General features: G+C 57.5%; 19 protein-coding genes. 7 read left to right on the top strand and 12 right to left on the bottom strand.

The features are described from left to right. Positions 1-60 precede the first annotated feature (60 nt). Together ACYASS_RS15125 and ACYASS_RS15120 are read right to left on the bottom strand one after the other, a co-directional pair. Positions 61-714 (bottom strand): Pr6Pr family membrane protein, encoded by a 654-nt coding sequence (locus tag ACYASS_RS15125; protein ID WP_463586718.1) that lies wholly within the window; start codon positions 712-714, stop codon positions 61-63. 38 nt (positions 715-752) lie between these two features. Further along, a complete protein-coding gene (locus tag ACYASS_RS15120; RefSeq protein ID WP_087264664.1) occupies positions 753-980 on the bottom strand; it encodes a VF530 family protein in 228 nt (75 codons plus the stop codon). 263 nt (positions 981-1,243) lie between these two features. On the opposite strand from ACYASS_RS15120, the gene ACYASS_RS15115 reads away from it, so the two are divergent. From ACYASS_RS15115 to ACYASS_RS15105, 3 genes are all read left to right on the top strand, one after another. Further along, complete coding sequence (locus ACYASS_RS15115) at positions 1,244-3,280, top strand: TonB-dependent receptor (protein WP_463586717.1); 2,037 nt, start codon at positions 1,244-1,246, stop codon at positions 3,278-3,280. Between the two features lie 421 nt (positions 3,281-3,701). Further along, entirely contained in the window at positions 3,702-5,084 is a 1,383-nt protein-coding gene (locus ACYASS_RS15110; RefSeq protein ID WP_463586716.1) for a carbohydrate porin, read from the top strand. Between the two features lie 131 nt (positions 5,085-5,215). Then, a complete protein-coding gene (locus ACYASS_RS15105; protein ID WP_463586715.1) occupies positions 5,216-7,627 on the top strand; it encodes a glucose/quinate/shikimate family membrane-bound PQQ-dependent dehydrogenase in 2,412 nt (803 codons plus the stop codon). A 110-nt stretch (positions 7,628-7,737) separates the two neighbouring features. On the opposite strand, the gene ACYASS_RS15100 is transcribed toward ACYASS_RS15105, so the two are convergent. From ACYASS_RS15100 to ACYASS_RS15085, 4 genes are read right to left on the bottom strand one after another with little or no spacing between them, the layout of a single operon-like run. Then, entirely contained in the window at positions 7,738-8,157 is a 420-nt protein-coding gene (locus tag ACYASS_RS15100; RefSeq protein ID WP_463586714.1) for a group I truncated hemoglobin, read from the bottom strand. A 2-nt stretch (positions 8,158-8,159) separates the two neighbouring features. Next, positions 8,160-9,023 (bottom strand): DUF3034 family protein, encoded by an 864-nt coding sequence (locus ACYASS_RS15095; RefSeq protein ID WP_463586713.1) that lies wholly within the window; start codon positions 9,021-9,023, stop codon positions 8,160-8,162. Between the two features lie 3 nt (positions 9,024-9,026). Beyond that, positions 9,027-11,378: a bifunctional diguanylate cyclase/phosphodiesterase gene (locus tag ACYASS_RS15090; protein WP_463586712.1), complete on the bottom strand. Its 2,352-nt coding sequence runs from the start codon at positions 11,376-11,378 to the stop codon at positions 9,027-9,029. Continuing rightward, the gene (locus ACYASS_RS15085; RefSeq protein WP_463586711.1) at positions 11,375-12,049 is read right to left on the bottom strand and encodes a methylamine utilization protein; all 675 of its coding nucleotides are present in this window, start codon (positions 12,047-12,049) and stop codon (positions 11,375-11,377) included. The genes ACYASS_RS15090 and ACYASS_RS15085 overlap by 4 nt, the downstream gene beginning before the upstream one ends. A 266-nt stretch (positions 12,050-12,315) precedes the next feature. Here ACYASS_RS15085 and lon point away from each other — a divergent pair, with 266 nt between their 5' ends. The 4 genes from lon to cmoB all read left to right on the top strand — a co-directional run bounded on the left by lon (position 12,316) and on the right by cmoB (position 17,170). After that, complete coding sequence (gene lon / locus ACYASS_RS15080; RefSeq protein WP_122665426.1) at positions 12,316-14,736, top strand: endopeptidase La; 2,421 nt, start codon at positions 12,316-12,318, stop codon at positions 14,734-14,736. Positions 14,737-14,986: 250 nt separating this feature from the next. Next, positions 14,987-15,379 carry a protease inhibitor I42 family protein gene (locus tag ACYASS_RS15075; RefSeq protein WP_463586710.1) on the top strand — a complete coding sequence of 131 codons (393 nt, stop codon included), beginning with the start codon at positions 14,987-14,989 and terminating at the stop codon, positions 15,377-15,379. 91 nt (positions 15,380-15,470) lie between these two features. Then, a complete protein-coding gene (gene cmoA, locus ACYASS_RS15070) occupies positions 15,471-16,214 on the top strand; it encodes a carboxy-S-adenosyl-L-methionine synthase CmoA (RefSeq protein ID WP_463586709.1) in 744 nt (247 codons plus the stop codon). Next, complete coding sequence (gene cmoB / locus ACYASS_RS15065; protein ID WP_463586708.1) at positions 16,211-17,170, top strand: tRNA 5-methoxyuridine(34)/uridine 5-oxyacetic acid(34) synthase CmoB; 960 nt, start codon at positions 16,211-16,213, stop codon at positions 17,168-17,170. Before cmoA ends, cmoB begins: the two co-directional genes overlap by 4 nt. A gap of 113 nt (positions 17,171-17,283) precedes the next feature. Here cmoB and pdxJ read toward each other — a convergent pair whose 3' ends face one another. From pdxJ to lepB, 6 genes are all read right to left on the bottom strand, one after another. Next, a complete protein-coding gene (gene pdxJ / locus ACYASS_RS15060) occupies positions 17,284-18,030 on the bottom strand; it encodes a pyridoxine 5'-phosphate synthase (RefSeq protein ID WP_243246269.1) in 747 nt (248 codons plus the stop codon). 50 nt (positions 18,031-18,080) lie between these two features. After that, positions 18,081-18,767, bottom strand: a complete 687-nt coding sequence (gene recO / locus ACYASS_RS15055) for a DNA repair protein RecO (protein WP_463586707.1) — start codon at positions 18,765-18,767, stop codon at positions 18,081-18,083. A 75-nt stretch (positions 18,768-18,842) separates the two neighbouring features. Further along, a complete protein-coding gene (gene era, locus ACYASS_RS15050) occupies positions 18,843-19,745 on the bottom strand; it encodes a GTPase Era (RefSeq protein ID WP_122665431.1) in 903 nt (300 codons plus the stop codon). Next, complete coding sequence (rnc, locus tag ACYASS_RS15045) at positions 19,738-20,427, bottom strand: ribonuclease III (RefSeq protein ID WP_122665432.1); 690 nt, start codon at positions 20,425-20,427, stop codon at positions 19,738-19,740. Before rnc ends, era begins: the two co-directional genes overlap by 8 nt. Beyond that, entirely contained in the window at positions 20,424-20,801 is a 378-nt protein-coding gene (locus ACYASS_RS15040; protein ID WP_463586706.1) for a DUF4845 domain-containing protein, read from the bottom strand. The genes rnc and ACYASS_RS15040 overlap by 4 nt, the downstream gene beginning before the upstream one ends. Positions 20,802-20,912: 111 nt before the next feature. After that, positions 20,913-21,767, bottom strand: coding sequence for a signal peptidase I (gene lepB / locus ACYASS_RS15035; RefSeq protein ID WP_243246271.1), 855 nt, complete (start codon positions 21,765-21,767; stop codon positions 20,913-20,915).

Raw genomic sequence — 21,767 nt, 5'->3', positions numbered from 1 at the left:
ATCATTTCAACTCAACTAACCAGGCCTCGATGAGCGTCGTTCGTACAAATAGCCAAAGAATCAGCCTTTGCCGCGCACTCGATCCACCCCAAGCAACACCAGCGCAATCACGATAAAACCGATCAGCACCCCACCCGCATTGGTAAACGCCTGCACATAACCGATGTTGCCGACATTGATAAACGGGTACATGTAGTCGCCAATGGAACTGCCGCGCAGCAGCACGTAAGAGAAATAGATGACAGGGTAGAGAATCCACAGCAGCACATGCTCGATCCGCAACATTCCCTTCGGTACGTACAGCCACCAATACAGCAGAAACGCCAGCGGCATGACATCGTGAAGCAGTTCGTCGGCGATCCATTGCCAGCCTTCCGGCTGCCAGAGGTGACGCAGCAGCACGTTATAGGCCAGACCGACCAGAACGATACTGGCGGCAATACCGCTGCACACCACGGGGTGCTGGAAGAAGCGATGCGCTGGCGAACGTCTGCCCGTGAGTGCGCTGGTCAGCACCACCGCCACCAGCGTGTTACTCCACACCGTAAAGAAGCTGAAAAACCTTACCAGCCCACCTATAAGGCTCGCGTCATCGGCCCAACGCGCGATGAAAATGAGGTAAAGCTGAATGGCCAGCCCTGACCAGCCCAGGCACGCGGCAATCATCGTGTAACAGCGCTGTCCATGCGCACTTTTCATGTATTGGAAGTACATCACTGTTCCTTGAAACCCAGCCTTCGAACCGGGCGAAATTACCAGCCTTTACTGCGGTGCAACTTCACGTACAACGCCTCGACCTTCTCCCTGGCCCAAGGCGTCTTGCGCAGAAACGTCAGGCTGGACTTGATGCTTGGATCGCTCTTGAAGCAGCGAATATCAATGCGTTCAGCCAGGCCTGACCACTCGTAATGCTCAACCAGAGCGTTAAGGATCTGTTCCAGCGTTACACCGTGCAAAGGGTTGGAGTGGGGTGTAGTCATGCGAAACCTTCATGCTGAATGGATAGGGGCACTTCCCGGAAGCTGCGCACCTTAGCCGAGCCTTCAGACAGCGGGAAGAGCTTAGCGTGCGAAGTCTTTGTATCGGCAGTCAGCTTCCGCCTACCGAGAGCGTAGGACGTTTCCGAAAAGTTCCTCTTTCAGCCGATAAAGAGATGTTATATTGTAACAACAGTTATCCATCTCAACTTGATATCAACGCTTTGCAGGGCGCCTCAGAACGCGCTCGGCTCAAGGAACTCCGCATGTCTCGTCCCTCCAATTTCTTGCTCTGGCACCTCACGCCACTGGCAGCTGCCATGCTGTTCGTCTCTCCTGCCCACGCCGCCAACACTGTTGATCTGCAGCCGCAGGTCATTACCGCGAATCCGCTGGGCAGCGACCAATTGGCATCCCCGGCAACGGTACTTGAAGGCGACGATTTGACTTTGCAGCAAAAAGGCAGCCTGGGTGAGACGCTCAACAAGCAGCCGGGAGTTTCGTCTTCCTATTTCGGGCCGGGAGCCAGTCGGCCGATCATTCGCGGCCTGGATGGCGACCGGATTCGCATCCTGCGCAACGGCGTGGGAGCACTGGACGCATCCTCGCTGTCCTATGACCACGCCGTCCCACTGGACCCGGTGAACGTCGAACGCATCGAGATCGTTCGTGGCCCGGCAGCGTTGCTGTATGGCGGCAATGCCATCGGTGGAGTGGTCAACACCTTCGACAACCGTATCCCGACCGAAGCCATTGAAGGTATCCACGGCGCAGGAGAACTGCGTTACGGCGGCGCGGACACAACGCGAAGCAGCGCGGGAAAACTTGAAGCCGGTAATGGCCAGTTCGCTTTGCACATCGACGCCAATGCCCGCGAGTTCAACGACCTGCGCATCCCTGGCTACGCCCGTACCAGCGAGCAACGCGCAGCCGAGGAAGGTAACGACAAGAAACACCGCCTGAGCAACAGCGACGGTCGACAGGATGGTGGCGCGGTCGGCGGCTCCTATACCTGGGACGATGGCTACGCGGGTGTGTCCTACAGCAACTATGACTCCAACTACGGATCGCCTGCCGAACAAGACGTACGCATCCGCATGGAGCAACAGCACTATGCGTTTGCTTCGGAAATCCGCAACCTGTCGGGTCCCTTCAGTTCAGTGAAAGTTGACGCGGGTTATACCGAATACGAGCACAGTGAGATCGAAGGCGGTGAAGTCGGCACCACGTTCAAGAACAAGGGCTATGAGGCCCGCGTTGAAGCGCGTCATCAACCGATTGGCCCGCTTGAAGGCGTGGTCGGCGCGCAAGTTACCCGTGGCGAATTCTCTGCGCTGGGCGAAGAAGCGTTCGTGCCGCAGACGGATACTGACGCGGGCGCGCTGTTCATCCTCGAAGAGCTGCAAGCCACCGAGCGGCTGAAGTTGAGCCTGGGCGGTCGCATCGAACACACCACCGTCGACCCGGACGCCAAAGGCAACGAGCGCTTCGCCAACGCAGAAAACTCCAGCAGCTTCACCGCTGGAAGCCTGTCGTCGGGTGCTGTCTACACCTTGACCCCGATCTGGTCGCTGGCCGCAACCCTGGGTTATACCGAACGCGCACCGACCTTTTATGAGCTATACGCCAACGGCGCACACGTCGCGACCGGCACTTACGAGCGCGGCGATGCAGGTCTGTCCAAAGAAAAAGCGGTATCCAGCGATCTGGCCTTACGCTTTGACAATGGCACACACAAAGGCAGCGTTGGTGTGTTTTACAGCCACTTCTCCAATTACATTGGTTTACTGGGCACAGGTCGCACGCTGGATGACGACGGCGAAGAAGACGCAGATGGCATCCCCGAATATAACTACTCGGGCGTTCGGGCGCGGTTCAGTGGCGTTGAGGCACAAGATCACTGGAAGCTGGGGCAAAGCCAGTACGGTAGCCTGGCACTGGAGCTTTCCGGCGATTACACCCGAGCGAAGAACCTCGACACTGGCGAAGCGTTACCTCGTATAGCGCCGCTGCGTTTGAACAGCGGCCTGTTGTGGGAACTGGACAAATGGCAGGCCCGGATCGATGTGGAACACGCCAGCGCTCAGCGTCGCGTCCCGGATAACGAGAGCGGTACAGATGGCTATACGACGCTGGGAGCCAGCGCGGGGTACAAGTTTGATCTGGGTGGCAGCCAGTGGCTGGCTTTCGTCAACGGCGAGAACCTGACCAACCAGACCGTGCGCTACGCCAGCTCGATCCTGCGCGACATCGCCCCGGCGCCGGGGCGCAGTGTTGAAGTGGGGTTACGAACGACGTTCTGATTAGATCCAAAGCCGCCCGCGCGCAATGTGCGGGCGGTAAAAATCTGCGTCGATCGCCTTGTAGGAGCTGCCGGAGGCTGCGATCGCATTCTGTCTGACACACCGCTTTCGCAGCCTTCGGCAGCTCCTACAGGGTGGTGTAAAACCTGTTGGAGCGAGGCTTGCCCGCGAAGGCAATACATCGATAGTAACGAGACACCGCGTGACGGTTTTTCGCGCCCCTCGCTCCAACAGATTGCCCTTCCCCACTGTTGCAATCCCCGCAATGATCCATGTCAGTTTTGTTGCTTTTTACAAACTCGATAGCCCCCTATCATTACAACCTGCCAGCTGAACCGATTTTGCAACCTCTTAATACGTTGCGAAGCCGCGGCATAGCGCCGCACGCCTTTTTTTCAAATAACTCAAAAGAACGATACCTATGTCTGCCGACCCGAGACGTTTTTTGGCTATTGCCCTGCCCTTCCCTTCACGCCGACGCTTTACTGCCGGGCTCTGTGGGCTCGCCGCTGCAGGCCTTGCCAGCTGTGTTCAAGCCGCCCCGGCATTTGACCGTGATTCGCCATGGATGCTGGGCGACTGGGGCGGTAAACGCGCCGAGCTGTCGCAACAAGGCTACGACTTCAAACTCGACTACACCGCCGAAATGGGCTCCAACCTGCACGGTGGTTACAGCCACGACAACGCAGTGCGCTACAGCGATCAATACGCCCTCGGCGCTCACCTCGATCTGCAGAAGATTCTTGGCTGGCACGGTGCAGAGTTTCAACTGACCGTGACCAACCGCAACGGTGATAACATCAGCAACGACCGGGTCAGCGACCCGCGCACTGGCACACTGTCTTCGTCTCAGGAAGTCTGGGGGCGTGGCAGCGTTACCCGCCTGACGCAGCTGTGGTATCAGCAAAAATTCTTTGATCAGGCCTTGAGTATCAAGCTGGGCCGATTCAATCAGGGCGAAGACTTCGGCAGTTTCCCCTGTGACTTCCAGAACCTTTCACTGTGCGGCTCTCAGGTCGGTAACTGGGACGGCGGCACCGTTTACAACTGGCCGGTCAGCCAATGGGCGATGCGCATCAAATATCAGGTCACGCCCGAGTTCTTCGCCCAGATCGGCGCGTTTGAGCAGAACCCGTCAAATCTGGAAAACGATAACGGCTTCAAGCTCAGCGGCAGCGGCACCCAAGGCGCCGTCTTACCGGTAGAACTGGTCTGGTCGCCAAAGGTGAACAGTCTGCCTGGGGAATATCGCGCCGGTTATTACTACAGCACCGCGGACAGCCAGGACGTTTACAAGAGCAGCAATGGCCAATCGGCAGCGCTCACCGACGGCACTTATCGCAGTGCTTCGAGTAAACACGGCATGTGGTTGAACCTGCTGCAGCAGGTGACCAGCAGGGACGGCGATCAAAGCCGCGGCTTGAGCGTGTTCGCCAATGGCACGATGCACGACAAGAAGACCAACATGGTCGACAACTACGTCGCCGTCGGCGCGTTTTATAAAGGTCCGTTCGACGCTCGTCCCAAAGATGATATCGGCCTCGCCGTCTCGCGCATCCACGTCAACCCTGCCTACCGCAAAAATGCCGCCGCACGTAATCAGGCGGCCACTGTTTTCGACTACAACGATCCGGCATTCACACCCCTGCAGGACACCGAATACAACGCAGAGCTGTATTACGGCGTGCACCTGACAAATTGGCTGACGGTGCGCCCGAATCTGCAGTTCGTTCGCCATCCCGGTGGCGTGGACAAGGTGGACGATGCGTTGGTGGCGGGGCTAAAAATTCAGTCATCGTTCTGACCGACGGCTGATTTCTGCTGTCATTAGTTCGTATCAACAACTAGTTTCAAAGTATTGCAGGCAATTCCTCAGCGAATTCTGCGCGAATAACAAAGCTTCATCACTTAAATCTGTCCTTGGAGATTCACACTATGAGCACTGACGGTGCTTTGAGTAAAAATCGCCTGCTACCGACATTGCTCGGGCTGGTGATACTGCTGATGGGCCTGATCCTGCTAGGCCTGGGCGTCAAACTGCTGCAACTGGGCGGTTCGCTGTATTACTTGCTGGCAGGCATTGGCTTCGCGGTGACGGGCATTCTGCTCATCACCGGACGCCGTGCGGCATTCGGCTTGTACGCACTGATCCTGTTCGCCAGCACCGTCTGGGCATTGTGGGAAGTGGGTCTGGACTGGTGGCAACTGGTGCCACGTCTGGCGTTGTGGTTTGCCTTGGGCATCGTCATGTTGCTGCCATGGTTCCGCCGCCCCGTCCTGCGTGGCGAGCCTGGCGGTAAAGGCACCGGCGCACTGACCGTCGCCGTAGTGCTGGCAGGCCTCACTGCGCTGGCCAGCCAGTTCACCAACCCCGGTGAAATCAAGGGTCAACTGGACCGTGACACTGCGGGCACCACCAGTGCCGCGCCAGCCATGCCTGATGGCGACTGGCAGTCCTACGGGCGCACCGGTTTCGGTGACCGCTACTCGCCACTGGCGCAGATCACCCCGGAAAACGCCAGCAAACTGGTTCCGGCCTGGACCTATCGCACGGGCGATATTCCGGGGCCGAACGATCCGGGTGAAACCACTGCCGAGAACACGCCGCTAAAGGTCAACGGCATGCTTTACGTGTGTACACCGCACAGCCAGGTGATTGCCCTTGATCCGGACACCGGCAAGGAAATCTGGCGCTATGATCCGAAGATCAGCACCCAGAACGCCGCCAACTTCAAAGGCTGGGCGCACATGACCTGCCGTGGCGTGTCGTACCACGATGACGCCGCTTATGCAGCTGCACCGGCGCAAAGCCCGGCCACACCTGCTGCACCGGCAACGGCCAATGCCTGCCCACGTCGTATTTTCCTGCCAACGGCCGACACTCGCCTGATCGCACTGAACGCCGACACCGGCAAAGTCTGTGAAGACTTCGGCAACAAAGGCGCCATCGACCTGAGTGCCAACATCGGTACTTTCGCCCCGGGCGGTTACTACTCCACCTCGCCACCTGCCGTGACCAAGGACCTGGTGGTGATTGGCGGCCACGTCACCGATAACGTTTCGGTTGATGAGCCTTCAGGCGTGATCCGCGCGTTCGACGTTCATACGGGCCGTCTGGTCTGGAACTGGGACAGCGGCAACCCGGACGATACGACGCCGCTTGCAGAAGGTCAGTCCTACACTCGCAACTCGCCCAACATGTGGTCGATGTTCGCCGTCGACGAAAAACTCGGCATGCTCTACCTGCCGATGGGCAACCAGACTCCGGATCAGTGGGGCGGCGACCGTACTGACGAGTCAGAGAAGTACAGCGCCAGTATCGTGGCCCTGGACATCGCTTCCGGTAAAGTCCGCTGGAACATGCAACTGACTCACCATGACCTGTGGGACATGGACGTGGGCGGTCAGCCGACCCTCATGGACATGAAAACCGCCGACGGCATCAAGCCAGCGGTACTGGTATCGACCAAGCAGGGCAGCATCTACGTGCTGGACCGCAGCAATGGTCAGCCGATCATCCCGATCAATGAAGTACCGGTTCCGCAAGGCGCAGTAGCGGGTGATCGCACCTCGCCAACCCAGCCCAAGTCCGACCTGAACTTCATGCCGCCGCCGTTGAAAGAACGCGACATGTGGGGTGTGACACCATTTGATCAGGCGCTGTGCCGGATCGACTTCAAATCGCTGCGCTACGACGGCCCGTTCACGCCGCCATCGCTGCAAGGTTCGATCGTCTATCCAGGTAACTTCGGCGTGTTCGACTGGGGCGGTATTTCGGTTGATCCGGTCCGTCAGATCGCGTTCGTCAATCCAAGCTACATGGCATTCCGCTCCAAGCTAGTACCCGCGGCAGAAGTCGAAGGCGGCCCTGGTCGCAAGAGCGAAACCGAAGGCGTACAGCCGAACAAAGGTGCGCCATATGGCGTAATCCTTGAAGCGCTGCTGTCGCCGATGGGCCTGCCTTGCCAGGCACCGGCCTGGGGTTACGTGGCCGCAGTTGATCTGACCAACCATCAGACTATCTGGAAGCACAAGAACGGCACCGTGCGTGACAGCTCGCCGGTCCCGATTCCACTGTCCATGGGTGTTCCAAGCCTGGGCGGCACGTTTACCACTGCCGGTGGCGTAGCGTTCCTCAGCGGTACTCTGGACCAATACCTGCGTGCTTACGACGTTCGTAACGGCAAGCAATTGTGGGAAGGCCGCCTGCCAGCAGGCGCGCAAACCACACCGATGACCTACACCGGCAAGGACGGCAAGCAATACGTGCTGGTCGTTGCAGGCGGTCACGGTTCGCTGGGCACCAAGCAAGGCGACTACGTGATGGCGTTCAAACTGCCGGATTGATGTTTCGTTGATGCAATGAAAAAGGCGGCCATCGAAAAATGGCCGCCTTTTTTGTGTGGGAGCAGAGCTTGCTCCCACAGGTATCATCCCCTTTAGAGTTTTGCGTCGATTTACTTCTCGATCACGTCACCGCGCATCGGCGCAAGCCGGGCGATCAAACGATTCTGGTTGGGTACTGAGATACCTTCGGCATCCATGGCGTCGATCAGGTTTTCAACCAGTGCGTTGAAATCACTGCGTGTCAGGTTCTGACCCTTGTGGGATTCGGCCATGGTGTCACCGGTGTATTTACACGGGCCACCCGCTTCGACACACAACTGCTCAACCAGCTTGTCACGCAGTCGCACGATATCGATCTTCTTGAAGTGCTCGCCGATACGCTCATCTTTTACCGAAGTGATGAGCAAGCCTTCGACAATGCGCTGAATGCCGGCGCGTTGCCCAAGCGCTTGATAAAGGCTGTCATCCTTGGGCGGTTGTTGAGCACAACCGACCAGCAATGCAAACAGAAACCAGCTCAGCAGGCGCATGATCAGAAACTCCCCTGAATGGACAGATAGGCCCCGTTCTGGTTTTCAAGCGTAGCGATTTCTCCTAGCTTGGCGTAAGCCAGCACCACGGAGAGATGCTTGTTAGGGAAATAGCCCACAAACAAATCAGCCCAATCGCTCTCACCGGCAAAAGAAAGGTTGTCCGGTTTCTCACGATACTCAACACCAACAGCCCAGCGCGGATTGAACAGCACAGCGACCGACCCCTCCTTGAGCACGCTGCGAGTATCACGACGATCACCGCCGAAGCCCAGCAAACCGGTTTCATTGGCGCGGCTGTAACGCACACCGCCGTTAACCACCAGGTTGTAACCAAACGCCGCCCCCATGAACAGACGACTGGCAGTCAGGTAACCCTCGACGTCCGAATCACGCTTGGCGCCAATGAGGCTGGGGATCAGGAAGTCATTCTGCTTCTTGTATTCAATGCCCAATGACACCTGCGGCAAGGTGTCGTAGATCAGGTCACCGAACAACCGAACCTTCACACCGAAGATGTCCTGGGTCAGGTTATCTTCCGGCAAGCTCAGATCTTTTTGCAGCGTCCCAAGGTCAAAACGCTGATGGGCGTAAGACAATTCCACGCGGTTGCCATAAGCGACCGACATGCCTGCTACGTCCAGCGTGTAATCCGGCAGGTCGACATGGGTCGCAAAGACGCTGGAGCCCCACTCACCCTGTTCGCCATAACCGGTCAGCACGGCCCAAGGAATAATCCCGCCACCCGCTGCACCCTCAATGCTGGAAGCACCTCCCGTCGCAATCAAACGACCATTGTCAGCCTCTGCAATTGGCATGAAGGCGCCCAGGACACAGCTCAGCACGACCGAATATTTGTAATTCATAGCTCAATGGACCATCAGGCTGGGTGAGGACAAGGACTTGGCCATCCAGGCCTCGAAGGCGACTGCGGCGAGTGGACGGCTGATCAGGTAACCCTGAGCCGTATCGCAGTGCCAGCGCTCCAGTAACTTGAGACTGTGTTCATACTCAACGCCTTCGGCGACCACCTTGAGCCCAAGGTTATGGCTCATTTCGATGGTGGAACGCACGATTACCGCGTCTTCGCTGGTTTCATCCAGATTACGCACGAACGACTGATCGATTTTCAGCTCCTGCACCGGCAGCCGCTTGAGGTGCGCCAGCGATGAGTAGCCGGTGCCGAAGTCATCTACCGACAGGCTGATGCCCAGGTCGCGCAAACGATTAAGCACGACCAGTGCGTGCTCGGGCTCACGCATCACGGCACTCTCAGTAATTTCGAAAATCAACTGCTCGGCGGGTACCCGATGCTGCTTGAGAAGCTTGATCACGCGGTCGACCAGGTGCTCACCCAGCAAGTCATCGGCAGAAATATTCACCGAAACCTGCAAGTACAGGCCGCGCGTTGTCCACTCGGCCAATTGGCGCATCGACTCTTCGATGACCCAATTGGTCAGCAGGTGGATACTGCCAGTGCGCTCCGCCAGTACGATGAATTCTGCCGGAGATACGTTGCCGAATTTCGGATGCGTCCAGCGCAACAGGGCTTCGGCCTGACGCACAGTTCCTTGCCGGATATCCAGCTTTGGCTGGTAATGAAGCATGAGTTCGCCATTTTTCGCGGCATGACGCAGATCGCGAATCAAACTGATCTGGCGCTGGTGAGCAAGATCCCGACCGTCCTGATAAACCTGCAAACGGCCCGGCAGATTCGCCGCGTCCTGACGCGCAATGGCTGCACGCTTGAATAACTCGTCAGAGGACGAAGCATGCTCTGGAAAGTTGGCAATGCCGATACTGCATTCCAGCGTAACGTCGTTGCCATCCACATGCTGGGGTTGCCCCAGCAGACGTTGCAGCCGATCCGCGCGTCCGACCGCGCCGTCACTGCCCGTATGGTCCAGCAAAACCAGAAACTCATTGGCCGTTAACCGCGCCAGGGTATCGCCTGGTTGCAAGGTATCCTGCAGACGCTGGCCAATCTGTTGCAGCAATTGATCGACACCGGCTGCACCACACGCGTCGCTGATTGCCAGATAGTTATCGATCCCCAGATACAGCAGCGTCATGGCCCGCTGCGCAGCAATGGAACTGCTCAGACGCTCCATCGCCAGAGCGCGATTGGGCAGACCGGTAAGAGGATCATGCAGTGCGTTGCGGGCGAGTTGGTCTTCACGAACGGCGATGCCTTGCTGCATGGTGTTGATGGCGACAGCTAACTGACCCAGTTCGTCACTGCGAGCCAGCGTCACAGGTGTTTTATAATCGCCCTCACCGATACGCTTGGCGGCCTCAGCCAGTTCCTGAACCGGCTGGGAGACGCTGCGAGCCAGCCCCAGAGTGCCGATCAGCGAGGCCAGCAGCGCAATAATCGAGATCCAGAAGATTTTCTCGTCCAAGGGCGCAAAGGCCAGCATCGCTTTATCAATCGGGCTCTGCAGCAGAGCAAAAACTTGCTCCTGCCCCCCTTCGATGCTGTCCAGCACCATGGTCTGGCTCAAGAAACTGAGGCCACCATGCTCGGTCATGTGCGCACGACTTTTAGCCGGGTCGAGCATCAGCTCTATCAGGCTGGCATCAAGTTCTGCGGGTTGAGTGCTGATCAAGTGCCCAGGCTCACCGTTCTCGACGGTCAGAAACGACACTTCAAGACCGCTGAGCGAGCGTAATGACTGGGCAAGCTCGGCGTCCATCGTGAAGCCCATCACTACCCGACCGATCGGTAAAGGCGCCAGGACGGTGCTCTCCACCAGAAGATGCGGCACCCCGCCACCCGGGACGATCACCATGGACTGACCTTTGCGGCGAGCGTCACGCAGCGTCTGGTCAAACGGGAATTTGCTGCCTTCAGCGATTTGCGCGATGGTGCTGGCTATGACGGTGCCGTCCATCCCCAGCAAAAACATGTCACTGGCGCTGATCCGACTGCCGTGGTTGAGCAGCACCGAGCGAATGGTCGAAGCATCGGAACTGGCGACGGCATCGCGAAACCCGAAGTCAGCCGAAACCAGCTGCACGCCGTCGCGCAAACGCTTGCCACGCATGTCCATCACATCGGCAAACACCCGAGCGCCCACCTCCAGCTGGGTTTGCGCCTGGGAACGAACAGCGTCCCCGGTTGCAGCCTTGACGGCGAGAAACACCGCCACGACTACCACCAGCAGCAACGCGATGAGCACGCAGGCGATTCGCGCCTGAAAACTGGTGCGCAGGTTCATTGGTGGGCAGCTTTATGAAAAGCATCGCCGAACGCGTCAGGGGCAGGCGCCGAGGACTTATCGTCATCGCCAGGCTCCACTTCTAGCTTGAAATCCTTGTTCAGCCCCGCAGCCGGGACATCAAAATCGCCACCACTGGCGGGCTGCATATCGATGGTCTTCGGGTGCCACAACGTCGCCGAGTAATGCCCCGCGGACATATCTTCGAATTTCACGACACCATTGGCATCACTGACGGCGAACCAGGGTTCATCGGTGACGTAGATGTAACCGACCATCCAGTCGTGGATGTTGCACCCGAGTACCACGACTCCCGGCTTGTCGAACAACAGCGGATCAGAGGGCGTGCCGCTGTAGAGGCGCAGCTCAAAGCGCTTGGCCGGAGAAAACGAATAAACCTGATGGCGAATATTGTCGCTGTTGGGGAATTTGACTTCCGTGTTGCTGTGCACAGCCAATACCCGCGGCACAAACTCTTGATCGCGCTGATCCATGTCGGCTTTGAGCGCAACAGCACTCTTGCCCGGCGGGCCTTTCAGGGTAATGACGGCGTTGGGCAGCGGTTTGCCTTGTTGATCAACCACGCGAGCGGTCAGCGTGGCAGCCGAGGCTGAGGCTGTACACAACGCCAGGACACAGGTCGAAACGATCAATGACAATAATTTGCTCATAAGCTCAATCCACAACGGCAAAGCCGGATAAAACAACGCCAGCCTTGGCAACGAAGGGTCTCAATCGCAGGATAGCTGCGGTCAGACAGAAGATCACGCACAGCGGAGAGGCATTTAGCCATCATCGATGAGGTTTCGACGAAAGGTAGTCCCGGCGCCATGAATGGCTTGTTTTTCCTTCCTCTCAATAGGCTATCGACAGGAGCCATTGAAACCTGAGGGCGACTGCCCCATCTAAGCACCATGTTCAATTGTGCAGGTGCCCCATGAGCGACCAGCAAGCAGACTCACGAGATTTGCCAGACGACGTAGAAGCCGAGCCCGAAGTAACGCTGAGTTCCAGCAGCACCACGCTCGCTTTGCCTGGGCAGAACCTGCCGGACAAGGTCTATATCATCCCGATTCACAACCGCCCTTTCTTCCCGGCTCAGGTATTGCCGGTGATCGTCAACGAAGAGCCTTGGGCTGAAACACTGGAGCTGGTCAGCAAATCTGATCACCACTCTCTGGCGCTGTTCTTTATGGACACGCCACCTGAAGACCCGCGGCACTTCAATACCGGGGCTTTGCCGGAGTACGGCACGCTGGTCAAGGTGCACCACGCCAGCCGCGAAAACGGCAAACTGCAATTTGTCGCCCAGGGCCTTAGCCGGGTACGGATCAAAACCTGGCTCAAGCATCATCGTCCGCCTTATCTGGTGGAAGTCGAATACCCGCATCAGCCCAACGAGCCGACCGACGAGGTCAAGGCTTACGGCATGGCCTTGATCAACGCCATCAAAGAGCTGCTGCCGCTCAACCCGCTGTACAGCGAAGAGCTGAAAAACTACCTCAATCGTTTCAGTCCCAACGACCCGTCGCCGCTGACTGACTTCGCCGCCGCATTGACCTCCGCCACCGGTGTCGAGCTACAGCAGGTCCTCGACTGCGTTCCGATGCTCAAACGCATGGAAAAGGTCCTGCCCATGCTGCGCAAGGAAGTCGAAGTCGCGCGCCTGCAAAAGGAAATTTCCGCCGAGGTAAACCGCAAGATCGGTGAGCACCAGCGCGAGTTCTTTCTCAAGGAGCAACTCAAGGTTATCCAGCAGGAGCTGGGCCTGAGTAAAGACGACCGCAGCGCCGACATCGAACAGTTCGAAGCGCGACTGGAAGGCAAAACCTTGCCCGCGCAGGCCCGCAAGCGCATCGATGAGGAAATAAACAAACTCAAGGTGCTGGAAACCGGTTCTCCGGAATATGCGGTCACCCGTAACTATCTGGACTGGGCCAGCTCCGTACCCTGGGGTGTTTTCGGCAAAGACAAACTGGATCTCAAGCACGCCCGTAAAGTACTGGATCAACACCACGCGGGCCTGGACGACATCAAATCGCGGATCCTCGAGTTCCTCGCCGTCGGAGCCTATAAAGGCGAGATCAGTGGCTCCATCGTGTTGCTGGTGGGTCCGCCTGGGGTTGGCAAGACCAGCGTCGGACGCTCGATTGCGGAATCGCTTGGCCGCCCTTTTTATCGCTTCAGCGTCGGCGGCATGCGCGACGAAGCCGAGATCAAGGGCCACCGCCGTACCTACATCGGCGCTCAACCAGGCAAGCTGGTGCAGGCGCTCAAGGATATGGAAGTCATGAACCCGGTCATCATGCTCGATGAAATCGACAAGATGGGCCAGAGTTTCCAGGGCGATCCGGCTTCGGCGCTGCTGGAAACCCTCGATCCGGAACAGAACGTCGAATTCCTCGATCACTACCTGGACCTGCGTCTGGACCTGTCGAAAGTGCTGTTCGTCTGCACCGCCAACACTCTGGACTCGATCCCCGGCCCGCTGCTTGACCGTATGGAAGTCATTCGTCTGTCGGGTTATATCACCGAAGAAAAACTCGCCATCGCCAAGCGCCACTTATGGCCCAAGCAGTTGGAGAAGGCGGGTGTCTCCAAGGGCAGCCTCAGCATCAGTGACACGGCGCTGCGCGCAATCATTGAAGGTTATGCGCGGGAAGCTGGCGTTCGGCAGCTGGAAAAACAGCTGAGCAAAGTTGTACGCAAGGCTGTGGTGAAGTTGATTGATGAACCCAAGTCGACCATCAAGATCGGTCCCAAGGACCTTGAAGCATCACTGGGCATGGCGGTATTCCGCAACGAACGAGTGTTGGCAGGCACCGGGGTCATTACCGGTCTGGCCTGGACCAGCATGGGCGGCGCGACCCTGCCGATTGAAGCGACGCGGATTCACACCCTCAATCGTGGCTTCAAACTGACCGGGCAACTGGGCGACGTGATGAAGGAGTCAGCGGAAATCGCTTACAGCTACGTCAGCTCGAACCTCAAGCAATTCGGTGGCGATCCGACCTTCTTCGACGAAGCGTTCGTGCATTTGCACGTTCCGGAAGGCGCTACCCCGAAAGATGGTCCAAGCGCAGGGGTGACGATGGCCAGCGCCCTGTTGTCCCTGGCGCGCAACCAGGCGCCGAAAAAAGGCGTGGCCATGACGGGTGAGCTGACCCTCACCGGACATGTATTGCCGATTGGCGGCGTACGAGAGAAAGTCATCGCGGCGCGGCGCCAGAAGATCAATGAACTGATCCTCCCGGAACCTAACCGCGGCAACTTCGAAGAGCTGCCGGACTACCTGAAAGAAGGCATCACCGTGCACTTCGCCAAGCGCTTTGCGGATGTGGCGAAGGTGTTGTTTTAACGCTCACGCCGCGCTTAATGGTAGGAGCGAACTTGTTCGCGAGAGGCGGCTGACCGGAACCACAGCGTCAAACCCTCTCGGCAACAAGTTACCTCCTACCTCACACCGCCCTACCCGGTAGGAGCGAACTTGTTCGCGAGAGGTGCTGGCTTGAGTCTCCAGGACAAACCCTCTCGCGTACAAGCTGACACTCTCCCACACCCACAACTCATCGGTTATGCTCCGGTCTCGTTCGAAGACCGGAGCCACCATGCCACCTGCCCGTCTGCTTGCCTTGCTAAGCCTGTCGCTGCTCACCGCGTGCGCGCAACAACCCAAACACATCGTCACCCTCGAAGATCAAAGCGACTGCCCGCTGCCTCTCCAAACCGGGCAAACCTTGATCTTGAGCCTTCCCAGTTCGCCCACCACCGGATATCGCTGGCAAATCCAGGACGCTGCGCCATCCATCCTGCGTAGCCTCGGACCTGAGGTCTACAGCAACTCGGATGACCGCAACACGGTCGGCAGTGCCGGGCAATCGGTCTGGCGCTACCAGGCCTCGACGGCGGGGACCGGGCGTTTGTTGATGGTCTATCAACAGCCCTGGGCACCGGAAGTCCCTCCGGAACAGACCTTCGACTGCTCCATTACCGTCAACTGAACAGGATTTCCTGTCGTTCGATGAGATGAGGTTTCGGCCGAGGCGCGGATTTGGCTAAAATGCCGCACTTTCAGCCCCCGCCGGAACCACCGTGAGCAAAGAACCCGACCGCATTTTCGCCCAGCCCCTTGCCCAGGTGCCGGACTTCGCCTTCAACGAGGACGTGGTGCGGGTGTTCCCGGACATGATCAAGCGCTCGGTACCCGGTTATCCAACGATTGTCGAAAACCTTGGCGTACTGTCTGCGCAATTCGCCCAACCCGACAGTGTCCTCTATGACCTGGGCAGTTCCCTCGGTGCAGTGACGCAGGCCTTGCGCCGCCATGTACGAGTAGACGGCTGCAAGGTGATCGCTGTTGATAACTCAGCGGCCATGGTCGAACGCTGCCGTGAATACCTGAACGCTCAGGACTCAATGTTCCAAGAGTTACTGCCGGTGCAGGTGATTGAGGGCGACATCCTGGCCCTTGAGTTCGAACCCGCTTCAGTGGTGGCACTCAACTTCACCCTGCAATTCATTGCGCCCGAAGAACGCTTGGCGCTGTTAGGCCGTATTCGTCAGGCACTGGTGCCGGGTGGCGCGCTGATTCTCTCTGAAAAGCTGCGTTTCAATGATGAGCAAGAACACACTTTGCTCACCGACTTGCACATCGCGTTCAAACGCGCCAACGGCTACAGCGAACTGGAAATCGCCCAGAAGCGCAGCGCGATCGAAAACGTGATGAAACCCGATAGCCTCGAAGAACACCGCCAACGCCTGCTCGACGCGGGCTTTTCCAAGGTGGTGCCGTGGTTCCAGTGCCTAAATTTTGCCTCGTTGATTGCCCTGCCATGATTGATCTCGCCCCACTGGTCCGCCGTCTGGCGGGCACTCCCTTGGCTGAATGGGCCAACGGCCTGCAGGCTCAACTCAATACCAAAATGGCTAAAGGTCATGGTGATCTGGAGCGCTGGCAAGGTGCTCTCAATGCCTTGCCGGATCTGCTGCCAACCCGTGTAGAGCTTAAAGACAGCTTTACTCTGGACGTCGATTGCGACGATGAAACCCGAGCGCAAACCCACGCTGCTCTGATGGGACTATCCCCATGGCGCAAAGGGCCGTTCGATTTATTCGGCGTACACATCGATACCGAGTGGCGCTCAGACTGGAAGTGGTCGCGTGTCTCGCCGCATCTCGACCTCAAGGGCAAGCGGGTGCTGGATGTGGGGTGCGGCAACGGTTACTACCAGTGGCGCATGCTGGGTGCCGGGGCCGACAGCGTGATTGGTGTCGATCCGAACTGGTTGTTCTTCTGCCAGTTCCAGGCCATGCAGAAATACCTCCCCGAGCTACCGGCGTGGCACCTGCCCTTCGCTCTGGAAGACTTGCCCGCGCGGCTTGAAGGCTTCGACACAGTGTTTTCGATGGGTGTGCTCTATCACCGCAAATCACCCATTGATCACTTGCTGGCGCTAAAGGACTGCCTGGTCAAGGGTGGCGAACTGGTGCTTGAAACCATGGTGGTTGAAGGCGACGTGCATCAGGTCCTCGTCCCGGAAGACCGCTACTCGCAAATGCGCAACGTATGGTTCCTGCCATCAGTGCCCGCCCTGGAACTGTGGCTTCGCCGCGCAGGCTTTGTTGACGTGCGCTGCGTGGATGTCAGCGTGACCACTGTTGAGGAACAACGCAGCACAGAATGGATGCGCTACCAGTCGCTAAGCGACTTCCTCGACCCGCAGGACCACAGCAAAACCGTAGAAGGCTTGCCTGCGCCGATGCGCGCAGTGATTGTGGGGCGCAAGCCGTAGATATCTACATTATTACCCCTGTAGGAGTGAGCTTGCTTGCGATAGCGCCAGGCCAGTCAAATCACATTTCGGCTGATAGCGAATCGCGAGCAAGCTCACTCCTACAGATAGGGTTAGCCTTTATAAGCAGCCGCCACAATCAACGCTTTCATCTCAGCAACGGCCGCCTTGAAGCCGACAAACAGCGCATGAGCCACCAGTGCGTGGCCGATGTTCAGCTCATTGATGCCCTTGATCGCAGCCACCGCCTCAACGTTGTGGTAATGCAGGCCGTGACCGGCGTTGACGATCAAACCTTCGCTCAAGCCAAAAGCCACGCCATCAGCGATCCGTTGCAGCTCTTCAGCGACTTCAGTGGGCGTTTGAGCATCCGCATAGCGACCCGTGTGTAGTTCGATAGCCGGTGCACCAACACGCTTTGAAGCGGCGATCTGCTGTTCATCGGCATCGATAAACAGCGACACCTCACAGCCAATCTTGCTCAGGCGTTCCACCGCCGCCCTGATGCGAGCTTCTTGCCCGGCGACGTCCAGACCGCCCTCAGTGGTGAGCTCCTGACGTGTTTCCGGTACAAGGCAAACGTGAGCAGGACGGATACGCTCGGCAAACGCGAGCATCTCTTCGGTAACGCCCATTTCGAAATTCATCCGGGTTTGCAACACATCCTTGAGCAACAGGACGTCGCGTTCCTGAATGTGACGACGGTCTTCACGCAGATGCACCGTAATACCATCGGCACCCGCCTCTTCAGCATCCAGCGCGGCCTTGACCGGGTCCGGGTAACGCGTGCCACGGGCCTGACGCAAGGTGGCAACATGGTCGATGTTCACGCCAAGAAGGATGCGAGTGCTCTGAGTCACGGGTGTCTCCTGAAATATGATCGAAACAGGTCGGTGAGCATAAAGCCTGATCACGACTTGCGAAACAATTCACGACTAACCAATGGGCGACCGCCCAAATGTACAGCCAATGCCTGACGCATTAGCCGCTTGGCGGCGGACAAGGCACCCGGGGCGCTCCAGTCAGCCTCAGCCATGGCCAGCAATTCGGTGCCATTGAACAGGCCTGGTTGTAACAGATAAACCTGCTCTAGCCCGGCATCTACTTGCAGGCGGTAAAGGCCATTGGCGTCCAGGGGTTCGCCATTGATATCAACGTCCAATGCAAATCCGTAACCGAGATCATCCAACAAGCGCCATTCGAACGAACGCAGCAATGGCTCCAAGGGCCGGCCTTCGGCGAGCGCCTGCAACGTTGCAGCGTAGTGATCGAATACAGCGGGATGGGGATCTTCGGCAGGCAGCAGGCGGATCAGCAATTCGTTCAGGTAAAGCCCGCTGAACAGCGCGTCACCCACCATCCAGTTGGCAACTCCGGCGCTTTCCATTCGACCAACGTTTTTCAACTCACTGCGCCCACGGAATTCGACCTCCAGCGGCACAAACGGCCGGGCCAGCGTGCCGGCCTTTCCCCGCGCATTACGCAGCACGGCACGCAACCGGCCTTGGGGCGTAAGGAAGTCCACCAATGCGCTGTTTTCACGATACGCCCGGCTGTGCAACACGTAAGCAGGTTGGCCGATAGGCACGCTGATCATTCAGGTGGCTCTAGGAAAACTAAGGCAGGCAGTCAAGCCGGTGCGACCAGACAAGTCGCACCGGATGAAACAGGCTTACAGGTCGCCGTAGCCCAACGAACGCAGGGCGCGCTCGTCATCGGACCAGCCACCTTTGACTTTGACCCAAAGGTTGAGCATGACCTTGGAGTCAAACAACAGCTCCATGTCGCGGCGAGCTTCAGTGCCGATACGCTTGATGCGCTCGCCCTTGTCGCCAATGATGATTTTTTTCTGGCCATCACGTTCGACGAGGATCAAGGCATGAATATGCAGGGTTTTACCCTGTTGCTTGAACTCTTCGATTTCTACAGTGATCTGGTACGGCAGCTCGGCACCCAGTTGGCGCATGATCTTCTCGCGAACCAGCTCCGCAGCCAGGAAGCGGCTGCTACGGTCGGTAATCTGGTCTTCGGGAAAGAAGTGATCGTTTTCCGGAAGATGAGAGGCAATCAAGCTTTCCAGTGCTTCCAGGTTGTGCCCGTGTTGCGCGGAGATAGGCACGATGGATGCGTTCGGCAGTTGCCCTTGCAGCCACTCCAGGTGCGGCATCAGCTCGGCCTTGTCTTCGATACGGTCGGTCTTGTTGATCGCCAGGATCAGTGGACCTTGCACGTATTGCACACGCTCCAGAACCATCTGGTCTTCTTCGGTCCAACGGGTACGATCGACCACGAAGATCACAACGTCAACGTCCTTCAACGCCGCCGAAGCAGTCTTGTTCATGTAGCGATTGAGCGCTTTCTCGCCATTTTTATGCATGCCTGGGGTGTCGACATAGATGGCCTGAACAGCGCCTTCGGTCTTGATACCCAGCATGTTGTGACGAGTGGTCTGCGGCTTACGCGAAGTAATCGCCAGCTTCTGACCGAGGATATGGTTGAGCAGCGTGGATTTGCCCACATTCGGACGGCCGACGATGGCAACGTAGCCACAGCGTGTTGCGGTTGAATCAGTCATGGCCATTCTCCACACCAAGGGCAATAAGTGCTGCGGCCGCTGCTACCTGTTCGGCAATGCGACGACTGACACCCTGACCCCGGCTTTTTTCATTCAATAAGGTGATCTCGCATTCGACGAAGAACGTTCGGCAATGCGGTTCGCCCTGGATATCCACCACTTCGTAACGTGGCAGCTCGCAGGCACGCGACTGAAGAAACTCCTGCAGTCGGGTTTTTGGATCTTTGTTGGTGTCGACCAGTGTCAGGCTGTCGAACTCCGTGGTCAGCCAGGCCAGCACACGCTCGCGTGCCATTTCCATGCCGGCATCCAGGTAAATCGCACCAATCAACGCCTCGAGGGCGTCAGCCAGAATCGACTCACGGCGGAATCCGCCGCTCTTCAGCTCGCCAGACCCCAACCGCAAGTACTCGCCAAGGTCGAAGCCACGTGCCAGCAACGCAAGGGTTTCGCCCTTCACCAAACGCGCTCTCAGGCGCGACAACTGGCCTTCACGGGCCTGCGGAAAACGCTCGAACAGCGCTTCGCCAGCAACGAAGTTAAGAATGGCATCACCGAGGAATTCCAGACGCTCGTTATTACGTCCGGCAAAGCTGCGGTGAGTCAGGGCCAGGACCATCAGTTCCTGATCCTTGAAGGTATAGCCGAGCTGACGCTCCAGGCGACTCAAGGAAACGCTCACGGTTTACCCACGCTGAAAGTGTCGTCGAACATCACCACCAGATCGACATTGCGGATCAGTGGTTCACGTTTTTCATATTTCAAATGGGCAAGGAACCTGTTGTTCTCTACCGTCACGCTTAACGCCTTATTCAAATCCACATCCCGAATACTGTTGACCTGCATGCTCTTCCCGACATAACTGTAAAACTCGCTGACCGTACTGATTTCCAGAGCCCGGTTGCTATCGACCGCATTGATGATTTTTTTCATCTCTCGATTATCGAGGTAATGCGGGACCAGCTTGAACGCTACACTCAGTAAAAATATTCCCAGCGCTACTGCCAGCAATACTCCTGTAAACGACCATCCCTTTTGCGAACTGGCAAACGTCATGTACGACCCCAAGGATAGCTCGTCTCGCACAGGCTGATGCCCATCAGCCGCGGCGTACTTTCGAGCGCCCCCAAATGACATACGGCGCTGTAGAACACAGCGCCGTATTGATTACTTGATCAACCCTACTCGCGAAAAGTTAGGGAAGTGACTCAATTTAGGCTCAGGCCAGCTCATCCATACGGCAAAGGCCTTGCCGACGATGTTTTTGTCCGGAACCATTCCGAGCTCATCCTTCGGAATATTGGGATCATCCCAGTAGCGACTGTCGTTAGAGTTGTCACGGTTGTCGCCCATCATGAAGTAATGACCGGCAGGCACTGTCCACTCGCGATCAGGCGGAGCACGGTAGCGGCTCATTTCCTGACGGATCTGATGCTCCACTTCACCCAGTTTCTCGCTGTAAAGCTCGGCACTGCCAAGCGTACCTGGCTCGGTACCGATCAACTGCTTGGCAACCAGCTCACCGTTGATGAAGAGTTTCTTGTCACCGGTGTAGCGAATCTTGTCACCTGGCAGGCCGATCACACGCTTGATGTAGTTGACGCTTGGATCGCTTGGATAACGAAAGACCATCACATCGCCATGTTTCGGCTCACCGACTGAAATTACCTTTTCATCAATGACCGGCAAGCGAATCCCGTAGGAAAACTTGTTCACCAGGATGAAATCACCGACCCGCAACGTCGGGATCATCGACCCGGAGGGTATCTGAAACGGCTCGACCAGAAACGAACGCAGTACCAGAACGATGAACAATACCGGGAAGAACGACTTGCCGTACTCAACCAGCAGAGGTTCCTTGTTCAGGCGTTCTACCACCGCAACATCCGGCTGGCTGACACTGCCCTGATAAGTCGTGATGGCAGTCCGGCGACGAGGTGCCAGGATGACCAGGTCGAGCAACGCCAGCAAACCGCAGACGAATACAGCGATGACCAGCAACAGCGGGAAATTTAGTGACAT

Source organism: Pseudomonas sp. HP_14 (assembly GCF_055283875.1).
This window is presented reverse-complemented; position numbering and strand designations above follow the sequence as displayed.

Coding starts and splice junctions, on each gene's coding strand:
- cmoB (WP_463586708.1), top strand. CDS start 16,211: ATGATTGATCTCGCCCCACTGGTCCGCCGTCTGGCGGGCACTCCCTTG.
- ACYASS_RS15110 (WP_463586716.1), top strand. CDS start 3,702: ATGTCTGCCGACCCGAGACGTTTTTTGGCTATTGCCCTGCCCTTCCCT.
- recO (WP_463586707.1), bottom strand. CDS start 18,767: ATGATCAGCGTGCCTATCGGCCAACCTGCTTACGTGTTGCACAGCCGG.
- ACYASS_RS15075 (WP_463586710.1), top strand. CDS start 14,987: ATGCCACCTGCCCGTCTGCTTGCCTTGCTAAGCCTGTCGCTGCTCACC.
- ACYASS_RS15100 (WP_463586714.1), bottom strand. CDS start 8,157: ATGCGCCTGCTGAGCTGGTTTCTGTTTGCATTGCTGGTCGGTTGTGCT.
- ACYASS_RS15120 (WP_087264664.1), bottom strand. CDS start 980: ATGACTACACCCCACTCCAACCCTTTGCACGGTGTAACGCTGGAACAG.
- lepB (WP_243246271.1), bottom strand. CDS start 21,767: ATGTCACTAAATTTCCCGCTGTTGCTGGTCATCGCTGTATTCGTCTGC.
- ACYASS_RS15115 (WP_463586717.1), top strand. CDS start 1,244: ATGTCTCGTCCCTCCAATTTCTTGCTCTGGCACCTCACGCCACTGGCA.
- lon (WP_122665426.1), top strand. CDS start 12,316: ATGAGCGACCAGCAAGCAGACTCACGAGATTTGCCAGACGACGTAGAA.
- ACYASS_RS15085 (WP_463586711.1), bottom strand. CDS start 12,049: ATGAGCAAATTATTGTCATTGATCGTTTCGACCTGTGTCCTGGCGTTG.
- ACYASS_RS15090 (WP_463586712.1), bottom strand. CDS start 11,378: ATGAACCTGCGCACCAGTTTTCAGGCGCGAATCGCCTGCGTGCTCATC.
- era (WP_122665431.1), bottom strand. CDS start 19,745: ATGACTGATTCAACCGCAACACGCTGTGGCTACGTTGCCATCGTCGGC.
- ACYASS_RS15095 (WP_463586713.1), bottom strand. CDS start 9,023: ATGAATTACAAATATTCGGTCGTGCTGAGCTGTGTCCTGGGCGCCTTC.
- ACYASS_RS15105 (WP_463586715.1), top strand. CDS start 5,216: ATGAGCACTGACGGTGCTTTGAGTAAAAATCGCCTGCTACCGACATTG.
- ACYASS_RS15040 (WP_463586706.1), bottom strand. CDS start 20,801: ATGACGTTTGCCAGTTCGCAAAAGGGATGGTCGTTTACAGGAGTATTG.
- ACYASS_RS15125 (WP_463586718.1), bottom strand. CDS start 714: ATGTACTTCCAATACATGAAAAGTGCGCATGGACAGCGCTGTTACACG.